Consider the following 16,619-nt stretch of genomic DNA (forward strand, 5'->3'; position numbering starts at 1 on the left):
CGATCCCCACTGGCAAAATATGACGAATTTCTAATCATCGAGGTGCAGCCCGCCGTCGATTGTCTGATTCAGGTTGTCGATCACCCGCTGATAATCATTGAAGTCCGTGAGTTGGTCGCCGTTTAGATCGCTATCCAGGGGCCCGGCGGCGAAGTAGTTCAGGAAGATCGGGGACGTGTCCTCGTATCCCACGGAGCGATTGCCGGTGGCGTCGCCGAGCAGGCGATAAAACGCCTTCACCGTCTCGAAGGAGCCGTTGCCGTCGAGGTCCATTTCGAGTCGGTAATAGCCGTCGCCGGTCGCGGAGTTGGCGTCGCCCCCGATTCCTTGCTCGCCGAAATCGATTTCCATCACTTGGTCCACCGCGGTCGCGCGTCCGGTCAGATCCACCGCGTCTCCGGGGCCCGATCCGTCGTTGTTGAATCGCAACAGACGGAGGCGGTCGTTCCCCGCGTCGGAATCGTCGAGCGTGGTGATGATGTCGCCGAAATCCTGCGTGTTGAACGTGACATCCAAGTAGCGGATGTACGATCGCTGGATCGCGCCGCGTTGAACGTCAAAGTCGGTCGCCTCCAGAAACGCCGGAACTTCGAAGAGGGCATCGATCGTCACGTCCGCCGGTGAAGCCGGGGGAGTCTCCACGTTCGCCGTGGTGGCTCCGTCGGTTCCGGTGGTGAAGAACCGGTACGAGTGCGAGGTGCCATCGGCAATCGCTTGATAGGCAATCGATCCGGAATAGACACCCGATCCGTCAGGCGATCCGGCCGCGACCGTCCCCAGGCTTTGTACCGCGGCACCGTCGACAGAGACGAACACCTCGAAGTGTTGAAGTCCGGTAGGTCCCGCGTCTGTTCCGCTGAACGAAACGTTGAATGTCGGGTTCGTGGAATCGACGGCATCCACTTGGGTTACCGGCGCGTCGAGATCCGGAACATAGGTTCCCGCTTCGATCGTCGGCGCCTTCGATTCACGGTTGCCTGCCGCGTCGATCGCGATGCTGTAGAAGCCGACCGAATCCCCGCTCTCGCCGGTGTACATGGCCAGCGGACTATTGGCCGTCACTGTGGTCCAGAATTCCCACGCGGTTCCGTTAACCAGCCGATAAATTTCGTAGGCCGCGATGCCTGACCCGAATCCGGCCGCGGCCGTATCTGAGCCGGACACGTTGACGGGGAAGGTTTTCGCGGTTTGAGCAGGAGTGAGACTTTGCACCGAGCTGGTCGGGCCTGAAGTGTCGGTGGTCCAAGTGTCTGATGCCGAGTCAGTTCCGCTGTTTCCGAACGGATCCTGAACGGCCGCGGAACTGACTTCGAGTGTGTAGTTGCCCTCGGTAACGGTGAACGAACCGAGACCGGAGATGCGATACGTCGTGCCACTTACCAATGAGCTCGTTACGGTCGCGTCCAGTGGAACACTGACGCCGTTGCGACTGAGCGTGACATCTTCAAAACTGAAACTGCCCAAGTCGACTTCTTCATCGAAGACGACATCCACGAAGTCCACGGCTGTGGTCCGCGGATCGGGAGTGACGTCCTTCACGTCCAGGACGGACGGGCCGGTGATGTCGACCGGTTGATTTCCGAAGTCGATGTCATCTCGGTGTTGTCCCGGTGCCAACTCGATCGTGTAACGGAATCCGCCTCCCGCCGAGGGCCCGACTTCGCCGCCAGCGCCGTCGCTGTCTGGGCTTGTCGGATCCACCGCCTGGGATCCGTCGTACGAGGAAACGGCGTCCGCCAATGCCACCAAGTCGAGTCGCAGGAATGTGGCATCGGTATTCGGCACGCTGTCGTTTTCGTCGTCGCCATCGATCACAACCGCACCCGACGCGTCCAGCAAGTAACGGAATTCGTGGGTGGAGAGTGAACGTCCGAGCGTGGTCGTTGCGATCTGTTGGGCCAACACGGCGGCTCCCGTGACGTACGGCGTCGCCATGCTGGTGCCTCGCATCGTGCTGACGCCGCCCATGGCATTGGCGGCCGTGATCAGTGCCCCCGGTGCCAGCACGTCCAGCATCTCTTCATGGCGTTGCGAGAAGCTGGTGACTCGGTCGGCGGCGGTCGTGTAGTCCGTTCCGTTGTCTCCGGATCCCCAGGGGCCGCCGCGATCAGCATCCCAGACCGCACCGACCGAGACGGTGTTCGGGTCAGCAGCCGGGTATGCCAAGCCTTCAATTCCTGTCAGGCCGTAGGTATTTCCGGCCGCGGCAACCGTGATCACATTTTGTCCGGCCAGGACTGCCAGTTCGTCATCGATCCCATGAAGACCTCGCGGCTGCGTCCAATTCAATCCGTCGCCCACGGAAAGGTTCACGGCGGCAATGTTGTACGTGTCGACGTGATCGATCACCCATTGCAATGCCTGCTCGACATAGCTGAAGTATCCGATCCCGTCGTCTCCAAAGACTTTCAGATGAATAATGTCCGATCCTGGAGCGACACCCTGATACATCTCGTCTTGAGACGCGATCACACTGGAGACATGGGATCCGTGTCCCGAGTGGTCGGACGCGTCGTTGTCGCCATCGGCGAAGTCGTACTGGAAGACAATTCGATCGGCGACGCCATCGCCGTTCTGATCTCCGCCGAAGAACGCGTGATCGAGGTCGATTCCGGTATCGATGATGACCACAGAATGACCGCTTCCATCGACGCCGCTATAGTCCGGATCGTCGTAGAAGTCATTCAGTCCGACCAGTTGAGACGCTTCGGGGACGGTGGGGCCTGCGATTTCCTGTCCCGGGGTGAAGGTCAGCGAAGATCCCCCGTCGAACGAGTACGATCGACTGACGAACGTGTCGCCGGTATGAGTTTCGTTGTCCGTAGCGCCGGCGGCACCGGGGAAGGTTTGCGTGTATCCGCTCTCGATGACTTCCGCGACGACGTGTCTTCCCGGGCGAACGCTGTCGAACGTGTACCGTCCGTCGGAATCGGTCTCGCGTGAAGGTTCGCCAACATCCAGGAAGCCGTTGTCGTTATTGTCCAGGTACACGGTCCATCCTTGAAGACCGTAATCACCGCTCTGGCGTTGGCCGTCTCCATTGACATCGTTCCAGATGACACCCGAGATGGATCCCGATTGGACAAGTCCCGCGTCCCAACGATTGTTGAGTCCGTTGGTGACGTTGAACGGATCGGTCGATCCGGTCAGGAAGTCGACATCGCTGTCGGTCGAATCGCTTCCGATGTCTTGCTTCGTGAACGAGTAGCCGTCTGGGGTTGCGAAGGTGAGGAAATACTGACTGAAGAGATCCAAGCCTCCGAATGAGTACCAGCCGTCTCCGTCGGTGGCGGTGGATCCAACCGAAACATCGCCCGCGGGGTCGACGCGAAACAGTTCGACGGTGACACCGGCAACGCCAGCTTCGTTGAGATCTTGGACTCCATTGAAATTGGCGTCATCCCAAACGAAGTCGCCAAGGGTGGCTTCGCCCAGCGGTACCTCGACCTGCCAGTCTGCGGTAACCGGAGCGGCTTCCACATTGCCGGCGAAGTCCGTGGCTACGCTGTAGAACGCGTAGGTCCGACCAAACTCGCCGTCGAATGTTGCGGAGATTGCTGTGGTCGCATCTTGCCACAACAGAAAGTTTCCTCCGTCGATGGAGACAAAGACGTCGAAAAAGGCCAAGCCGCTGCCACCGTCTTCATCGGCGCCGCCCCACTGAACCAGGAAGCTGGGCGTGTTGACCTGGCCTCCGTCGGCGACCGAACTGATCGGAGCCAACTGGTCGTCGACGTTCCGCCAATGGGTCATCACATTGGAATCGGGGGAGTTCCCGGCGAGGTCCTCGAGTCCGCCGCCGACTTGCAGCTTGTAAGCTCCAGTCAGGTTGGTCAGCCCGGCAAGGCCTGACAGCCGAACCAACGAATCCGAAAGGACGTCGATTGAAACCGAATCGTCGATCAGGTTCGGGCCGTCATCTCGCGTGAGCACCAAGTCGCTGAGCGACAGCAACGACCAGTTCATCGGTTCGTTGCTGAACAAGTCCAGGCTGGTGACGGGCGTGTCGCGTGGATCGGGCGCTACCTGGGTGAGTGTGACGACGGGGGATGTCTCGTCTAGAACGATGTCGAAGACTGCGTCGGCGATGTTGTCGGCACCGTCGATCGCTCGCACCCGGATGCGGTGGTTGACACCATCTCCCAGTGCAAACGTGTGAGTGAAGGTCGTTCCGTCAACGGTCGCATAGCCGAGTTCTTCCCCCAGCGTTTCGTCGACGAGTCGGACACTCAAGCCTGTTTCGGCCAATGTTCCTGTAAGCGTGATTTCGCGACTTCGGGTTAGTCCGTCCGTGTCACTCACGCCGGTGTCGGGCGTCATTGCCAGATTCTCCGGCGGCAGCGGGTTGGTGAAATCCATGACCCAGTTGACCGTCAACGCGTTCTGCCCGAGGTTGCCGGCGAGGTCTGCGATACCGCTTGCATCGACCGTCAGTTCGTAGTTGCCTTCCAGGCCTTGATTCCAGTTTGTTCCCTTGATGAGGAAAGTCGTTTCCGTGACCTGCTCGATCGAAACGAGACTGTCAATCAAGTTGACTCCTCCGTTTCGGGTCATGGTCACGTCGTCGCGGGTAAATGTGCCGGCATCGATCGGTTCATCGAAGGCGACTTCAAACTCGAGTTCGACGATCTTGCGCGGCGTTTCCGGTTGCTCCAATTCAATCAACGCCGGGGCCGTTTCATCGAAGGTCCAGGTCGCGATTTCCAAGCCCAAGCCGGGTGTTCCCGCTGTGTTGGCGACGCCCGTGCCATCGACGCTGATCGCATAGGTGGCTTCGGCGACTGTTAGATCAGCGAAATTCGAGATCCGGAACCATTGATCGCTGATGGGTTCGATGCTCAGGCCGTCGACGGCAAGCGGTGTTCCGTCTCGCGTCAGCGCAAGGTCACCGATGTCGAAGGTGGCCGGGTTGATGTCCCCCGAGAAGCTTACATCGACTTGGGATACCGGCATGTTTTGCCGGGCGGACCCCGGGTCAATTGCGACGACGTAAACCGGCGCCGTTCCGTTGGTCCACGTATCGACTTCGGCTCCAAGGCCGACGTTGTCCGCGTAGTCGGTGACTCCGGAGGCATCCAGTGAGAATCGGTAGACGCCGGCCGGTGATGTGAAACTAGCGAGGCCACCAAATTCGTAGAGTCCGTCACCAAGATCAGAAATGATGATCGAATCGTCGAGCGGGACAACGGTTCCGTTTCGGGTCAGCCCCAGGTCTTCGAACGTCAATGTCGACGTATTGATCTCTTCGCTGAATTGAGCTCGGATCGTGTCAACGGAGGCGTCTCGCGGGTCGGGGGTGACGTCGATGATGTCGGTCAGGACGGGAGCGACTTCGTCATCGAGACGGTAGAAGATTCGGTAGCCGCTGGATCCGCCATGATCGAACAGGTGGAGTTTGTTCTCGTAGATCGGACGTTCACCTTGCGTCTTGAAGGTGCGGTCGGTCAACCAAACGTTCGTGTCGATGGGAACGACGCTTCCGTCGGCGCGTTCGACACGGTCGAGAAGGTATTGCCCGTCGCCGGGGTCGTCGATCAGGAGATAGCCGAATTCGTCCGGCATGGTGACATCGATTTCGGCGACCAAATCACCCAGGACAGGATTCTTCAGCACCGCTTGGAGGTTTCCGCGGCCGACCGGTTGGACCGACATGTCGCTGAGGTGGACGGTGTCGGGTAGATCGAATTCATCGTCGACGTCATTGGTTAAGAAGTCGTATAAATCGTCGGCTCCGTCTCGCGTGTCTCGCACGGTGCGGATCGTTTCGAAAATCTCGACTTGCTTGACGATGGAGGTTCTCGGATCGCCGAACCCGGTCAGGTGCTCGAAGGACGCGCTGTAGTTAACGAAATGACCCTGAAGCGTCGACGTCAGTTGCCATCGACCGACACGAGTCTCGTCGGGCAGGATGTTGCCCATCTTGATCGTCAATGCTTCCGGCTGTGGCACGTTGTTCACATCGGCACCGATTATTTCGAAATCGATCAATAACCCCTTTTCGTTTTCAATGATCTGCGGTTGCGCCGAGACGATTTCTAGATTGTTGGCCGTTCCTTTTCCGACGTTACTGACCATGATGCCCAGGTCGTAGGGAATCGAGGGCTCGACTTCGTCAGTAAACGGATCGTCGCTGAAGACGTCGCGTTGGTGGAAGTACTTCAGTTCGAGAGCCGCGTCGGGAAAGACGGTGATCGGTGCCGGGTAGAGCGGCACATTGATCGTTTCGCCATCGAGCGTGTACGTCATCAAGCCGCCGACGGTGTATTCGGTCGGCCCTTGGGGCGCTGCCAAGTCGGTCGGTAGGAGCGTCCACTTCAGTACGCCGGACGCTTCGGCGGCCAAGTCCCAGAGCGGAAGCTCATCGGAACTGTCGGGAGACGACGTGAAAGTGGACGCAATTGCCTCACTGATGGCGAATCGATCGTCCACGATGTCGCCGCTGGCGACATCGATCACTGTGATGAAGACCTGCAAGTCTTCGAGTCGAGACGCGGCCCCGTTGTTGACTTCGAGTGTCGCTTCAAACGCTGTTCGGGTGAGCACCACGTCTTGTTCCAGACGCAATCGAACCACGGCACACACATCGCTCGTGGTGCGGAACAGGGAATGATCCGCCGGCGGCGGATCTTCGATCGTACCGTCCTCATTGATCGTGATTGGTTGGCCGAGCGACGAATCAGGATGCATTCCAAGCGCAGCTTTGAAGTCTTCTTCGGTGCCGTCGTACGCGTTGACGAGCGTTTGTGGATCAGACAGATCCTCGAATAACGCATCAAGCGCACTTGTTGCCGTCGACTCGGGGATGCAACTCGCCCCTGCAATTTCCTGCTCAAAACCGACGCCGACTACTTCCTCTCCAATGAACAGTTTTGCTTCGGCAACAAACTTGACCCCGTCAAAGCAAATTTTGCCAGTGGTTTCTTCGCCCACACATTTTTGCACCGAACCGGAGACCCCCGTCTGTAGAGAGATCGAAGCCTCCCCGCCATACTTTTCAACGCGCAATCCACCGACGGGCTTCCTGGATCCCGATACACTTGCCTTTAGCCCGATCGACGCGCCAAGGCCAATTGAGACTTGACCGCAGGCCTTAAATTCACCATCACACTCCTTTTCAACGGTCGCCGACCCTGTCACCGTTCCCTTCACTTCCAAGGGGGCTCCGGCAGTGATCTCGAACGAGTATTCATAGCCGCCGATAACCTCGGTGTGGGAGATTGAACCACCGGCAAGAAAATACGTTAACCCGACCTCGCCGGTAATGCCCGCGCTGCCAGAGAATTTGAGTCCGGTCGCGCCGTCTTCCTCCGGACAACATGTTTCCGCTTTCACCTCCAGTTTCGACTCGACTTTGACCTCCCCCTTAACTGGGCCGAGGCTGAAGTCCTTCAGCGGAATCGGGACGCCGACGGACAAAGATAGACTTCGCTTGACGCAATCGCACTCCTCGGGTGGGTTGTAGTTGAAGACCGGGTTATTAAGACTGGGGCCAATATTTCCACCAGCTCCACCTCCGAAGCCACCACCACCTCCTCCGCCGCCGGATCCGGAGTAAGTGTTGCCGCAGTTACCATGCGCGTTCAAAACCGGAATCGGAACGGAGTACGGGATTCCGAACGGACCGCAAAGCAAGATCCATTTGATCGTCGCGGTGAACGAGCAGGGCCCCTGGTTGTTGGCCAACAGGTCATTGGGGAATGCCGAACCATCGAACGAGATGCGACGGATAATCACAGGGATGTTGACCGAGCTCTTGGCGGGCAAGACGTCAATGTTGTCAATCAGCGGCGTGATCTCCCAAAGCGGGTGACTCGGGAATTCCAAACGTAGATCTTCGGCCTGGATCAAGCCTTCGTTCCGGATCGTGAACTCGATCTGCTGGAACCCGTTTTCAACCTGCGCCAGGTCAATCTGGCCTGGATCCACCACGATGACCGGAACCGGAACGTTGGTCGAAAATTCCGATTCGATCGTGACGCGGGTGCGGTCTTCGAATTCGACCGGTTCGACATTCCAGTTGTACGTGACCAGTCGTGTCTTGATGAAGGCGGTTCGTTCGATGGTCGCACCGGGCTCGATTACCAGAGACGACCGTGTTGTGTGGTGGTCTGCGGCGGATACGGCCAGTTCGTAGTTGCCTTCAGGGATTGCATCCAGCAATAGGATACCGGTGGCATCGGTGACGGCCGACGCGACGACTTCGTCCGTGAATGGATTGGTCAGCGTGACGGTGGCGCCTTCGACGTTGGCGGCATCGGCGCCGTAGTAGGTCAGCTCATCGACGACCGTGATTCGAAGGCCGCCCGTGGCATCCGATGTCGCCGTGAACGTGAACGGAATGCTGACCGCAGACGCGTTCGTCGGACTCAGCACGAGACTTCCGGAGTAGGGTCCCAGAGGCAGACTCGCGTCGGGGTTGAGTACCAATTGCAGCTTCGTGGTTTCTCCTGGCGCGAGTGACTCGATTTGGGATGGCGCCGAGAGCCAGGGTGCCGGCGGTAACAAAACGTCGATCGGGCCGGTCGACGCACCACCGTCGTTGGTGATTTCCAAGTCGATCGGGGTTAAGCGTCCCCGCAACATTCCCTCGTCGATTCGCGATGGCACGGTCAGTCGGCCCATCAGCGGAGTGACCGTCACGGAAACGGGAACGTCCAGTGTGGCACCTTCCGAGGCCGTCACACGAATGGTGAAGTCGGCGATGGTGATGGAGTCATTGAGAACATCGATGGTGTAGGAAAATGTCTCGGTGTCTAGTCCGACCAACCGTGCGAACGCCGGTGGAGAGACGTCGATATCGAGGTTCGCCGGGGCGCCGATGATTTCGAAGTTGATCGCCGTCAAATCAACGTCGCTCAGATTTACCAGTTGCAAGTTCTGGGTCAGTGAGGTTCCATCTTTGATCTGGTGGCTGGTCGATCGTGGCAGCACCCGCATGCCGATCAACGTGAACTCGTCTTGTGACGCAGGACTCGTTTCGCCCGGATGTGCGCCCGCGATGGCGTAGTCACCGGCTTCACCCGGCAGCGGCGTGAACGTTGCGGAGAATTGCCCGCTGGCATCGGTCGTCGCGTTGATGCGTCGCACGAAGCCACCCTCGCTAGTGACAAAGACGACAATGTCCGCGTTTTCGGCGGGCAAGCCGCTGTCGGCGAGGGTGGCCGCTCCTTCGATCGCCACCGGTGTCCCCATGACGGCTTGTTCGACTTCCGTCGACGCATTGACCAAGTACTCGGCTGTGACATCGATGGTTTGGGAGAATCCGCGGTTGTTGTTTTCAAGCGTTTCATCGACATCGAATTTCACGTCCGACTGCACGATGAAGAAGTATTCGCCGACGTCCGGGGGCAGCATGACCGGTGCCGTAACAGTCAATTCGGCGCCGACGTCCAGGGTTTGATCGATTTCGTGTTCGAACACCAACGTGTCGGCGTCGCTGAGAATCGGATCGGTCGACAGATAAATTCGGTCGGTCCAACCTGCCGGTGCGGGTTGTCGGCCTTCGTTCTGAATCTTGTAGACGACATCGACAACGCGATCCGTTAGGCCGGCTTCGGGCACGGAGATTTCCGACAGCCGTAAATCGGGTTTGTCGACGTCAGACACCACTAGGATTGCCGAGCCGGTATTGAAGCCGCCCGCTCCGGCGGAGACGGTCACGAACTGAAGTCCATCGGGGGTGAAGTCATCGACGGCATTGACGTCAAATTCCGCTTCACTCTCGCCCGCCCGGATCGTGACGGTTGAATTCACGGTCGCTTCGGTTGTATCGCTCGACGCCAGAGTGACGACCAACGCTTCGGAATTGTCCAGGGTGTTTCGGCTGACGGTGCCGCGAGCGGCGGGATTCACCGCGTCCTCGTTGACGAGCCCACGATCAAGCGTGACTGTCAGCGTCGGGCTGTCATTATCACGCACTTCGATCACAGACGATCCGCCCGGCGGAACCGGCGTGCTGCGGTCGATCGGGTCAATGCCCTTAGCCTCAATCGCAACGTTGACCGAGTCACCTTGGGTGACGTTGTCCACCGGGTACATGGGAAACTCGACGAAGTCCCGGCCGGCAAGAATGGTGACGGTATTCGGTACCGTCAAGCGGGTCGGATCTCCACTGCGGAGCTGGATGACTTGCGAGACATCAGTAGCAACCGGACGGGTAACACGACCGACACTGGGGAAGATTGAGTTTTCGATCACGAACGGATCGACTGTCACGGTCAGGTCTTTTCGATTGACATCGCGCACCAACAACGATTGGGTGTCCTGCCCAAATCCGCTCGCTGTGACGGTGTAAGCCCGATCGATTTCGACGAGCTCGTCGCTGAGCGCCAGCACGTCGAAGGTGGTCGAAGCCTCGTTCGCATCGAGGGAAACGCTAATCGGCACATCGAGCTGGCTGTCATTGCTGACTCGCAACGTGACCAACATGGGTTCACTGTTGACGCTGATGTCACGACTTACCGTTGCGGTCACGCTGTCGCCCTCATCGACTTCAGCTACGGCAAGGCTGAGTGTCAGTTCGGGAACCGCGGAGTCGGTGACGGTGAAGGGAATCGTGTCGGGCGAATAATTGGCGGATTCGGATCCGTCGGGATTCAGGATATTTGCGGTGACGTTCGCGACCCGATCGCCGTCGGCAGTGGAGTCTTGCACGGGCGACGCGAGGAACTCGACCCAAAGCTGGCTGGCGGGAATCGTGACCTGTGCCGGCACGTCCAATTCGGACTCGTCGTCGCTCACGATGTTGACCGTGAGAGCATCGTCGACGTCGCCGCTTCTAGTCAGTCGAACATTGATCGGTGCACCGTCCTCGGCGATGGAAACCGTAGGTGACGAGAGCGTCAACGTTACCGGAACGACCGTTCCCAGCGATGCAAACGCCGTGTTATTGGTTTCGTCCACCTCGAAGAACGTGTCATCGTTGTCCACGCTGACCCGAATCAACCACTCACCCGGATCGATTCCTTGGGGAAGCGTGAACTGCTCCACTCTGTTCAAGGACTGGAAGGCCGGTATCAGCGCCTCCTCTACGGGGAATTCACCTAGCACGATCTCGCTGTCACTCTTCACGAGAGCGACCTCCTCGATCCAGCTTCCGCTCGCGTCCAGGTCCGTGGGGTTGGCGGTTTGCCAAGTGACCGTCATCTGTGTGCCGGCGAAGATGTAGGCGGGGGCCTCAACTGCTTGCGGAATCAAATCCGGATAGTTGCCCAGCGCTGAGGCGAACGTCGTGGTTGCCACATTGTTCGACTCGCCGTTGGTCGCGCTGTACTCAAACACCTCGTCTGCCGAATCGATGGTCAAGGTCACCGTAAAGTCGCCCACGCCCGCGAGACCGTCAGGCAAATCAAACTCAAATGTACGGCTCTGCGATTCACCGGCTCCGATAGGATCGTTGCCTGTGTCTGCCGCGTCATGGCGGAGCGTGCTGTCGACGATCACATTCCCACCGGCGTCGGTCACCACAATGTGCTCGTCAAAAGGATCCGATACGGACGCGTTGCCAACGTTCTCGGTGTTCCACTGCAACGAGACCGTCTCGCCCGAAATGATCTCGGTCGAGTCGGTCGTGAAGAGCTGTGTCGGTTTCAGATCCGGATAATCATTGATCATCGCTGTAAAACGCAGGGGAGGATCGAGGCGATTGTTGGTCTCGGCTGTCCCCGACTCGTTGTCTTCTTGGACAACGCCAAACCAATCGGTATCGATCAGAACATCGAAGTCACCAATGCCGGGAGGTCCATCCGGCAACATCAAGGTCGCCATTCTCGCGATGGACTCGTCTTGCTCAAGCGTCCCGAGGGTCGGCGCGTCGTAGAACACGTTGGTGGCCGCGAGTGTGTCGCCTGTGTCGACGTCGACCAAACGAACGCGGTCGTGGAAGCCGCTTCCAACTTGCGTTGCACCGCGATTCGTGACGTCGTACGAAACGGTGAAGGCCTCTCCTGAGCGGAGGCCGATTGCCGGCGTCAGAATGGCATTTTCGACGACTAAATCAGGGGAGGAGACGACAAAGGAATCAAGGTAGGCATCGGTGGGGTCTCCGCCGGTTCCATTACCGTCTTGATTCATCAGGTTGGACGCCGGGTCGATGATATCGGGGCCGACCGAAAGCGTGTAGGTTCCGTTGGCAGATTGGTCCGCGAAATCGACCCGGAACGTGTTGCCGGCGATCCAAACCGGATCGGTGACGGGAATACTTCCCGTGGGTCCGACAAGTGAAATGTCATTCGACGTGAACGACTCTGCGAGAATGCTGCTGTCGAATGTTACATCAAAGTACTCGGCTTGACCGTTTGCGCCGAAATGGGGCACGACCGATTCGACAGCTGGTCCTGTCTTGTCGAGTGTGAGGGTAGTCGAGACCGCTGAGCTCAATTGGTTGCCACTGAGGTCTTCGATTTCGGGGCCGATCGAGACGTCATAGTCTCCCTCTGCGGAGATGGGCGTGGTCAGTTCAACGGTGAAGAAAACCAAATCTGCATCCGAGATCGAGGCTACCCCAACCTGACCGTTCGGGCCGGTAATGCTGACGTCGTCGACAGAGAACGATCCCGGCCAGATCGCTTCGTCGAATTCCAGGAACAACGCGTCCACGTCGCTGTTGATGACGCCGGTCGGAAACAGCGAAACGACTTCCGGCGGGGTGATGTCCGGCAGCAGTTTAAAGGTGTCGGCGGGACGATCGTCAAAGGGCTCTCCATTGAGGAGGTCTTGATCTTGGTTGGCCGGATTGCCGGCCAGATCGGTCAGCGCGGCTGACGCCGTGATCTGATAGGTGCCGGGCAGTGTGATCGGAGCAAACCCGAACGTGAACGCGTTCCCGATGCCGTTGGCGGATGTCAGCGGGACAACCGAAAGGTTTGGATCCAGCATGACAATGTCGGTCGGAAGGATGCTGAACACATCGATGTCTTCATTGAAGATGATCTGGCGAGACGAGAGGGGAGCCTGCTCTTCGGCAAAACCTGGAAGTACGAACGGACCTTGCGTGTCGATTGTGAAAGGCAGGGAAAACGAGACCGGGTCACCAATGGCTGGGAAAAAATCGCCGGATGCAATTCTGCGCCCGTCAGTCAGCGGCGCCGTCTCGACCGCAAGTGTGCCTGGTTCGGTGAAAAGTTGGGAGACGTCCGTGACTCCATCGCCGTCCAGGTCGACCTCCAAAAGTCCCGCCTTGTTCACAGACAAATCGAATGTCGGTGTGTCATCGTTGGTCAGATTGTCTGAGTCGGATACGCCGGAGTCGCTTACTGTTTGCAGATCAATGGATCCGATGGCCGGACCGGTCAGCAGATTGAGTGTCGCAGTGTAGGGCGTCTCCAAGGCATTGCCGGCACTGTCGACGATCCCATCAATGGTGAGCTGATAAACCTCGTCACCCAGCGCATCAGTGGCCAGAAGTGCTGAGGAGTTGGCGTAACTTGCCAAGTTGATCGGAATGGAGATCTCATTGCCGTCTCCAAACGTGCCGTCTCCACCGCTGCTCAGCAGCGTGTAGTTCAATGTGGACTGGGCGCTTGCAGGATCCACGCCGCCCGCGTCAAAGAAATCGACGGCGGCTCCGACAGGCAAGATGGCGACGTCCGAAACTATCGGAGGCGTTTGATCGATGGTGAACGTGCTGATGTAGTCTTCGAACCCGGGAACGTCGGGGTCGCCGTTGAGCGGTACACCGGAGTTGGTTTCTAGAGCGCCGGCCCCGGATGCGACCAATAGCTGGTAGGTCCCCTCTTCCAAAAATTCTGATTGACGCAATCCGCTGTAGCGGACAGAAGATTGGCTGTAGTTGTAGAAGGCGATCTTTCCGGCACCCAAGGCGTTCGGGTCATTCAAAGATCGTTGCCAAAAGACAGCTCCATCGCTGCTCCGTCTGACCGACACATCGATGTCACCGTTGCTTTCGTAGCGAAAACGAAATTCATATTCGGTGTTGTCGGCCCATCCGACCGTCGTGTTTGTAAGCCGCTCCAAGACTTGAATTTGGGCACCGCCGGAGGTGGCGTTTTCGCCATTCCACATCCAGTCATTCACGGTGCTCGCTGAAATGGTTGAAGAGTTAGTGATCTTGAGGAGCTTAAATCCTTCCTCTGCCGAACTCTGATTCCCCTGTTTCCAATTCAAAAGATAGTAGCTATCCGGTCGATTGTTGTCCGGGTTGACGCTCAGGCCGAACGCGACACCGATGAAGTCATCATCACTCGAGGTTTCCACTTTGATTCGGCCGGTGAATTCACGGTCGATGAAGTCGAAATCGCTGACAAAGAACGTGGGGCTTCCGTTGACGTATTGCTTGACGCTGGATCCTCCACCTTCGATTCGCCAATCGCCGGAACCACCGGTCGCGTAGTCACGTTCGACCCAATTGGCCAAGTCAACGACACCGCCCTGGACCGGTGCTAGATCGATCACGTCTGTTCCATTCAGGTACGTCGGGGCAACGGGGATGACTTGGTCGTCACCGCCGCCCGGCAGGCGGTCTGGGCCGAGATCGGTCAGCACGTAGTTGTCCGTGTCATTGGCTCCGGCAACCGAAACCGGTTCGGATAGATTAAGCGTGATCCGAGAAATATCGTCGCTCGTTGAGCCGTTGGGAACTTGCGAGACAATCTCGGGGGCCGACGCTGGGATGCTGAGTGGGACTACGGTGATGTTGTCCGTGAAATTCGGCTCGGCAATGCGTTGATCGTCGTTGACATTCACGATCAGGAAATATTCCCCGGGTGCGATACCTGTCAGCTGGACGGTGCGCGACACGGGGAGTTGCTCCCCTGGATTGATAATGTCATTGGCGACGGAGTTGCGCAAAAGCAAGTCGACACCCGGATCAATTTGAGTGTCAGTAGAGAGATACACCGCATCAACGCGAGAGGTCGTTGTCGCCGCGAAACCCACATTCTCGATCGAGTAATCCAGTGTGACTTGCTGCATCGGTTGAGCCAGCAAGGAATCAGTAACAGGGGTCGCGGCGAGATCGGCGAGCAGCGGTATTGGCGTGTTGAAAGTGACATTGTCGATCGCGGAAGTATCGGTCGTGGATCCCAGTGAGAGGTCAACACGAGCGATGCCCGGCGTGGCGATGGTCACCAACTCTTGTGTTGCGCCACCTGCGTTAAACGTGTCGGAGAATAGAATGGCTCCCGTCTGATCGTATGCCGTTGCCGTCACGCCAATCGCTTCTGCATCAAGTGCGTAGAAGCTGAATAGATCTGTCGAGGCGGGTGTCGTCGTCCCTGGCACGACAAAAGTAAAGGACACTTTTCCCGTTTCCGCCGGATTGGGCGTCGACGCGCCGAATACGTTCGAAGGAGACACAGGGACAAAGTCGGTCGGGAACGCATTGGTAACCTCGAGACCTCCCGATGTTTCAAACAAGATCCCTTTGTCTGAGAACTGGTCCGTGACCGCCGTCCCGATGGGCACCTCTTCGAACGTAATCTGTTGGTTGCCGACATTCGGATCGACATACATCGCCGACTGAGGAATCAATTGTGAACCCGTCGACGCCGTGTTCCACCAAAGTTCAAGTCCGCTCTGGCCAACCGAGTTCGCTGCGAACAGCAGATTTACCGGATAAAGCCCTTCCTCGGGGACGCTCAAGTTGAATCCCGAGAAGCTGAAACCACGGTCACCGGTCGACCCAATGAATTGGTTGTCGAACGTCAGATGGAAGCCATCGTCGCTTCCTACCGACATTGTGAGATCGATGTCCTCGGTCGCCGGGTTGAGATCCATCTCGTCTGTGATCCCCAGATAGAAATCAATATCCAGAATGAAATTCTGAGCCGACAATCCCGCGACCTGATCCGGAGGGGTTGTCGTGTCGGCAAAGAAGGAGTTGAACGAATTGCCAACGTTGATGACGGAACCGGGACGCGGGAAATCGATAAAGGGACTGAGCGTTGAACCACTGGGAGCCCGTGTGGCGATGTCACTCGGCAGTGGTGCCCTGCCGCCGCCGATGCCGTTGTAGAGGTCGATTGTAACACCATCGCCGTCGACACTCGGCAAAGGTGCTTCTGCCGAACGGTAGGTCACTTCAAAGTTGTCGATCGTGAAGTACGTCCCATCGAAACTTCCGCCTGCCGTTCCCGGTTCGGTATCAAATTCGACGGAGTGAATAAGTCGCCCACCGGTCGCCGACGTATTGATACTGAATCGGGTCATCGAGTCCGACGCGGTTTGTCCGATCAACGTCCCCTCCGCGTCATATGCAAAGAGAGTCTTCTGTGAGGTGTCGTCATCCGTGTCATCGAAAGACACGGAATCGACACCTTTACTGAACTGCGCGACGATCCCGCTGGTGTGAAAGTTGTTCGGACCGGTGGTCGTGTTGAAGGCTCCCAGGACGAAATCGTTTTGGCTACCGACCTTAATGTTGCCGAAGTTATCGTTGGTGAGATGCACGCCGGCCGCGTTGCCGCCCGACGTACCATTGGACTCGTCGTCGGTGAACGTGATCTGAAAGCCCTTCGGTCCAATGAACACCAAGTCCCCGTGGCTTTGACTGAGGTCGTCCTGCTGACTGTTGAAGTCGAGCAGCACGGTATCGCTCGCAAGCATGCGGCGATCCTCCAGACCCTCCATCCCCAAAATCTGCCGCGCGAGTTTCCTTCTTC

At 57.9% G+C, this 16,619-nt stretch carries 1 protein-coding gene; it reads right to left on the reverse strand.

Annotated features, from left to right (window positions below; translation table 11 throughout):
* Positions 1-30: 30 nt before the first annotated feature.
* Positions 31-16,563 (reverse strand): SdrD B-like domain-containing protein, encoded by a 16,533-nt coding sequence (locus tag FYC48_RS06040; RefSeq protein WP_160149350.1) that lies wholly within the window; start codon positions 16,561-16,563, stop codon positions 31-33.
* Positions 16,564-16,619 lie beyond the last annotated feature (56 nt).

The sequence above is a fragment of the Roseiconus lacunae genome (assembly GCF_008312935.1).
Taxonomy (GTDB): Bacteria; Planctomycetota; Planctomycetia; order Pirellulales; family Pirellulaceae; genus Stieleria; species Stieleria lacunae.

What these genes read in the sequence shown, in the direction of transcription:
- FYC48_RS06040 (WP_160149350.1), bottom strand. Translation starts at nt 16,563, where the DNA reads ATGCTTGCGAGCGATACCGTGCTGCTCGACTTCAACAGTCAGCAGGAC.